Source organism: Drancourtella sp. An12, assembly GCF_002160935.1.
Lineage (GTDB): Bacteria > Bacillota > Clostridia > Lachnospirales > Lachnospiraceae > Sellimonas > Sellimonas catena.
This window is the reverse complement of record NZ_NFLO01000017.1, coordinates 72,846-79,059: the sequence shown is the minus strand read 5'-3', so window position 1 is coordinate 79,059 and position 6,214 is coordinate 72,846. Positions and strand designations below refer to the sequence as shown.

Sequence of the window (6,214 nt, the reverse complement as noted above, 5' to 3'; positions counted from 1 at the left end):
AGACTACCGAAATATCTGCGTAACGCACTCCATCCAGAGTCTATAGGGGCATAAATCACTATTTTGTCAGCTGAAATATTGAATTTTCAAGGAGCGAAGCCCATTTCAGGTATGGGAAGTCTTAGTTTTTTATATTATTTATCCAATTTGCAGCCCAATAGAAGCTCAAAAATCATATACTAAATTTTTATTATTCCTATATGTAAAATAGTTTTTCTACAATCCTTTTTCTCGTAGCTTTTGAAATATCTGCTCGTTCTAGTATAAAACAATAAATAAACATACGCATAATACTGAAGTTCACTATATTAGCATCGTCCATAGATACTATATCTCCATGCGCTAGATGATTTCTATAATTTGCGTACTCATAAGATAAGTTAATATCATCAGATAGTTCCATTTTCTTTAAAAGCTGTTCCTTTATAGCATTTATTTCATCTGAAAAATGGTTTAATGAAAATGCAAATTTTTCTTCTAAACGCGTATCTGTATGTTCAATTAAATGTTTAAATTTCAACCATGCACTATTTTTTTTATTATTTTTTGAAACACCTGATTCAATAATTTTATTATCAATCAATTTTAATATTTCTTCTTTGGCGACAGCAAATTGGGGATCATTTTGAGCTTTCAAGTCTTTATACTTTTTACAATATTCCCCCTCAAAACTTAATGCAGTATTAAGCCAATCAATCCAATTGAATGAATGATATTTTATTGTTCTTTGAGGTATATATGAATCATTATAACTATTCTCTTTTCTTTGCATAGCAATACATGAAAAAAGACGACTAAGTTCTTCTTTCGTTAGATCATTAAATATAATAGATTTTTCCGCTTTTGCATCAAAACCAGATTGATTGGAAAAAAATTTTCCTATGCCTACTTTAACATATTCAGAATTTATTATCCTATATAGCTTAAAATGTTCAATTGTTACATTTTTTCTAAAATTGACGAATATCAAAAAATCCAACAAATACAAATAGTATTTTACGATATTTTCACTTTGCTTTGGAGTTTCAAATATCATTCTCCAAACTGAATATTTTTCACCTATAGTTCTATTCTCTGGTTGGAGATTAAATATCCAGGGAATTGATAATTCCATTTTAATCTTTTCATAATTCACCAGAGTTTCAAAATGTTGTGTTGTTTCATCGTATTTTTTTACCTTATATGCTCCTTCATCCAATAACGCCTCTTTATCTATCAACTGGATAGGTGGATAAAAAGTATTTAATGCCTCAGATTCAAACTCAATACATTCAAATGGACAATCACATTTATCAAATAAAATAAAACCTTTTGTCGAAAAAATGATATTACTGAATATTTCTTTATAACTCCCTCCACGAAATTTGCACTGAAGAAAAACAATTACTTTATTGCTATTTGTCAATCCTTCAATTTTCTCAACCTCAGTTACATCTTTAAAGTCTTTATTATACTCCCATGGTTGTTGAATAATAGTCACCACTGAATCCTTATAAAAAAATGGATAACTTTTTCCTTTGAATTCAAATTTACCATAAAAATCTGTCTGCTTATTATTCACTTCTTCTCCCTCCATATTTTTCTACTTCTTTATAGAGGATTTTTCGTTATATGTTCGCTTATAGCTAAACTCTCTATTTCCCGACAATTTGTGTTTAATTTTAACAATCTAATTCACCTTAATTTTACCAAACCCCTAGGCTTTTTTCTATCACTTATTTTTATCCATCTTCTTATCTCCCATACTCATGTGTACATTTTTCTTTTCATATCGAAACCTTATTTTTTTACTCAGTTTCTAAATACAATGTTACAATATGAATTCTGTGTTTAGCTTCACATACAATATCCACGATAACGCAATTCTAATATTTCCTTGATATGCTTTAACTCAACGTTTTCTTGTCACTATCAATCCCCTAACAATAATTTTCAGGCATTCTCACAAAACCGGCTCAGATTGACAATAAATACTTTTTAAACTAAACTTAAAATAAAAGGAGAATACACCTATGAATTATCAATGCATTAACATATATCAAGAAGTAACTGTATCTTCAATTGAAGAAATATATGATACTATTAAGAGATATATAAAATTTCATAATTTTTCTTATCCAAATTTAATCGATGAGGAACCACGGACATATACATTTTTTAGAGGCCAAAGTAATAGTGCATGGGATATTACTCCAAGTTTAATACGCTCTAACATTAAAGAATCAAAACTTTTAGAGATTTATATGCCGCCAAAAGAAAATCTATCTCTTTTTGGAACGATTGCATATATTCAGCACTATCATCAAAGTACACGTTTTATAGACTTTACATTTAATCCTGATATTGCAATTTATTTTGCCTGCTCGGGACACAACGATAAAAACGGAGCTTTATACATCTATCCCTATCTTCCTCACAAAGCAGAATGGTACACTGCAACCGTATTGAGTGAACTAACTCATATACAGGGAAAAGACGAAATTTCAGTGCAAGATTTTTCACAAATAATCTTGCAATCTCATCCTGAATTTAGAGAACGATTTTTGAACATAGAGGATTTAAACGGTGCTATTATATCTTTTTTGGATCATGGTTTTATGGTCTTACCAGACAGCTCTAGCTATCATAACAATGTCCGTTTACAAAGACAACAAGGATGCTTTTATGTATGCGGCGTTGAATTTTCGAAACCTTTAACACCAACCAATCGTTGGTTTTCGCAAGCCGGTAAAAACAAATTTAACCCTCATTCAGCTGTTACTCCAGATGAATTAAGAAATGGAGACTTTTTAGTAAAAATAATCATTCCCAAAGATATCAAACCTCAATTTCTATATCAGCTTTCTTCAAAGGGTATAACAGAAAGTTTTCTTTTTCCAACATCATAAAATTAGAACTAGTAATCACCCCACTGGCTTGCTTGTCCTCTACAAGAATTATTATCTGTATACTATTTTTTCTGATAATGATATTCTTGATATTCCAACATAAAAGTAAGAATCCGCAAAAACTTTGTAAAATAAAGATTTTCGGTTTCTTCCATCATACCCCAAAACAAGCTGACAAAACTGTTGCAAAAAGTGTCACCAATACCAATAGGCCTATCCACTGAGGAATGCTGTGTTTCTTCTAAGATTTTTGTGCATGTATTATATCCAAACTTTATTTTTCTAAATCTAGAAGAAGATTATCTAACTTATCCAATAAATACTCAGCAGGATTTTCTTGACTAATTTTCAGTTTATTCATTGCAATTAAGTCATTAGTATCAAGTAAAATAATAAGCTTTCCATTTTCTCTCAAACTTCCCTTTGCTGCCCAATACGCATTTTCATCATAACCATTCGCTGAAATAATAAAAGCTACACTTCTCAAAGCCTTTGCATATAAATATTTTTCTGTTGTGTATATTTCTTTTTGAGTAATAGGGTTTCTATAATTTTTAAATTCAAAAATTATATACTTAGAATTAAAATATCTCTCAACTATTGACCAAAAGCTCTTTTGATTTCCCTCCTTAATACGACACAGGAGATCAAACCTATACAAATCATTATTTGAATTTTGTTGTTGTCTCCACAATGTTAAATCATTTGAAAAAATATTTTTTAGTAATTTACAACATAATTCTTCATATTTTGTAAATGTGTTTCTACCAGCTCTACATAATTCCATTTCTTTGATTAATGAATTTATATAATCATCGTGCTGTAGATTATCAATTCTAATAAAACCTTCTTTTACCTCAATGTTATCAACTGGATATGGTAATATTGCTACTAACTCATTATATAATTCGACTCTGTATTTTACGGCGAACAATAAATTTGCCACATCTATTAAGATTAATTGAGGATATAGTTGGTTATAATATTGTTTTTTGTTCTCGTTAATGCAGCAAGCTGTTACTAACACTGGGATCATTTTCTCTTTTTCTGCAACTAAACATACTTCTCCCAAAACTGATTCCATAATCTTTGCATACTTTACTTCCACACAATAAATTTTTGTATCTTTTTTAGCAACTATATCAATATCTCCTGATTCTCGTTCCAATTCATAGTTCTGTATCACAGAAAATCCTGCTTCTTCAAATAATTTTGCCACATAATTTTCGAATAGATAACCTGCTCTTGCATTCATCATTATTTTCTCCTTTATATATGTATTACTGGTTATAATTTTTCTTTTACCTCTTCATATCTACAGCACTAGTCCATAATTAATTCTATCAAACTGATCAATTTTGGCCAATTGATTTTTGTGTATCATCATACTTTTTACTACACCATTTACTACACCATTTTCTTTCAAAATGACGATTTTTGACGCTCCCAGTCAAAAAGTAAGAACCCGCAAAAGCCTTGTAAAATAAGGCTTTACGGGCTCTGACGCCACAGGACAAAACCACCCCAAACGAGCCAAGAGGTGAGTGCTATTTTTTTTAAATTTTATGGCTAGAACTTTTAAAAGGGTAAATTTTACCTTGTTTTTCATCCTCATATCGCATTTCGATACTATCCGGCTGATCACCAATGGATGACACATATGCCAAATACTCTTCTTCTCTTCCTCAATCAACTCTTTTACTCCTCAAACGCCTCCGGCAGATATGCTTCCGTCCATCCTTTTCCCGCCTTCTCCCATTTCTTAATTTCATCCCATCTGGTCAGCACTTCACCTGAACCCAGCACGACTGCATTCCCGAACACATGTGGATGCCGCTGCGCCATTTTATCAATAATCCCCTGGTTAGATTAGTTAGAATATACCCACTTAAATTGCGGTGAATGATCCGGCTAAACGAAAATTACATTTTGGTTTAGCCAGAGATTTCGTTGACAATCTATGAAATTCTGACTATAATAAAATTATAATTTGGTTTGGACGAATATTCTAAATGAAATTGACTATACTATAACCGAAGGGAGAGATTGTCATGGCATATATCAAACGAGCTGTGGAAGATACGATTGCACGGGTGTCCAAAATGTTTCCGGTGCTGCTGGTAACCGGCCCCAGACAGGTTGGAAAAACGACCTTATTGCAAAGGATGTCAGAGACAGAGCAAAGCGAAGGCATAGAGCGTAAATATGTGACTCTGGATGATCCTGATGTCCGCTACCTGGCAAAACACGATCCTGCCCTGTTTTTACAGAGGTATTCCCCACCGGTATTGATTGATGAGATCCAGTATGCAACAGAGCTATTGCCCTACATCAAAATGAGTGTGGACCGTTCTAAGAAAAAAGGTGATTTCTGGATCACAGGATCGCAAGTTTTCCGCCTTATGAAAAATGTCAGCGAAAGTCTGGCCGGACGGGTTGGGATCGTGAACCTGCTGGGATTATCCGATGCGGAAATCTACCATGAACCGAGCAAGCCTTTCCAAACAGAAGCCGGATATTTGATGGAGCGTTTGCCTGTAAAAAGAAAAAGAGATTTGAATGAGATCTACCGCAGGATATTCAAAGGTTCTATGCCGGAACTCTATGCAGATGAAAATGTGGATTGGGAAACTTATTACCGCTCCTATGTTAACACCTATCTGCAAAGGGATATTCGGGATCTGGCACAGGTTGCGGATGAAATGCAGTTTTACAATTTTATGACGATTGTTGCTGCGTGGACCTCAAAACCTGTTGTCTATGAAGAACTGGCGAGTGCCGCGGGCATTTCAGCTCCAACGGCCAAAAAGTGGCTCTCTATTTTGGTGTCATCTCATATCATTACGCTTATACAGCCTTATCACAACAATGCACTTAAACGGGTGGTAAAGATGCCATTGATCCATTTCCTGGACACCGGCCTGGCATCGTACCTTTTAAGATGGGGCAATCCCGAAGCCCTGGAAAGGGGCGCCATGTCCGGGGCGTTCTTTGAGAGCTATGTTTTTTCAGAGATTTATAAGAGTTATCTGAACGCAGGAAAAGAGCCGCCTATTTTCTATTACAGAGATAAAGACCAGAAAGAAATCGACCTGTTGCTATATCAAAATGGTATTCTTTCTCCAATAGAGATCAAAAAATCGGCGTCACCGGGTAAGGCCGCGATTAAAAATTTCAAGGTATTGGAACCCGTTAGCAGGGAATCGTCTTTCGGAGGATTAGAGTCTTTAAAGGTTGAAATTGGAACCGGAAGTGTGGTCTGTATGGCAAACGATCTGTTGCCTGTGGACGAAAAGAACTGGTATGTACCCGTTTGGCTCATTTAA

At 33.8% G+C, this 6,214-nt stretch carries 4 protein-coding genes and 1 pseudogene; 2 read left to right on the top strand and 3 right to left on the bottom strand.

The annotated features are described in order from the left end of the window. Positions 1-196 precede the first annotated feature (196 nt). Entirely contained in the window at positions 197-1,576 is a 1,380-nt protein-coding gene (locus tag B5E64_RS13625) for a hypothetical protein (protein WP_087169010.1), read from the bottom strand. A 436-nt stretch (positions 1,577-2,012) separates the two neighbouring features. Between B5E64_RS13625 and B5E64_RS13620 the strand changes: the two genes are divergently transcribed. Next, the gene (locus B5E64_RS13620) at positions 2,013-2,888 is read left to right on the top strand and encodes an FRG domain-containing protein (RefSeq protein WP_087169009.1); all 876 of its coding nucleotides are present in this window, start codon (positions 2,013-2,015) and stop codon (positions 2,886-2,888) included. 274 nt (positions 2,889-3,162) lie between these two features. Here B5E64_RS13620 and B5E64_RS13615 read toward each other — a convergent pair whose 3' ends face one another. Both B5E64_RS13615 and B5E64_RS18075 read right to left on the bottom strand, forming a co-directional pair. Then, positions 3,163-4,143: a restriction endonuclease gene (locus tag B5E64_RS13615; protein ID WP_162610195.1), complete on the bottom strand. Its 981-nt coding sequence runs from the start codon at positions 4,141-4,143 to the stop codon at positions 3,163-3,165. 494 nt (positions 4,144-4,637) lie between these two features. After that, positions 4,638-4,751: pseudogene (locus B5E64_RS18075) on the bottom strand (nucleoside triphosphate pyrophosphohydrolase); the annotation flags it as partial. 188 nt (positions 4,752-4,939) lie between these two features. On the opposite strand from B5E64_RS18075, the gene B5E64_RS13605 reads away from it, so the two are divergent. Beyond that, positions 4,940-6,214, top strand: a complete 1,275-nt coding sequence (locus B5E64_RS13605) for an ATP-binding protein (RefSeq protein WP_087169006.1) — start codon at positions 4,940-4,942, stop codon at positions 6,212-6,214.

Excerpts from the sequence above, each read along its gene's own strand:
- B5E64_RS13625 (WP_087169010.1), bottom strand. The coding sequence starts at position 1,576 with ATGGAGGGAGAAGAAGTGAATAATAAGCAGACAGATTTTTATGGTAAA.
- B5E64_RS13620 (WP_087169009.1), top strand. The coding sequence starts at position 2,013 with ATGAATTATCAATGCATTAACATATATCAAGAAGTAACTGTATCTTCA.
- B5E64_RS13615 (WP_162610195.1), bottom strand. The coding sequence starts at position 4,143 with ATGAATGCAAGAGCAGGTTATCTATTCGAAAATTATGTGGCAAAATTA.
- B5E64_RS13605 (WP_087169006.1), top strand. The coding sequence starts at position 4,940 with ATGGCATATATCAAACGAGCTGTGGAAGATACGATTGCACGGGTGTCC.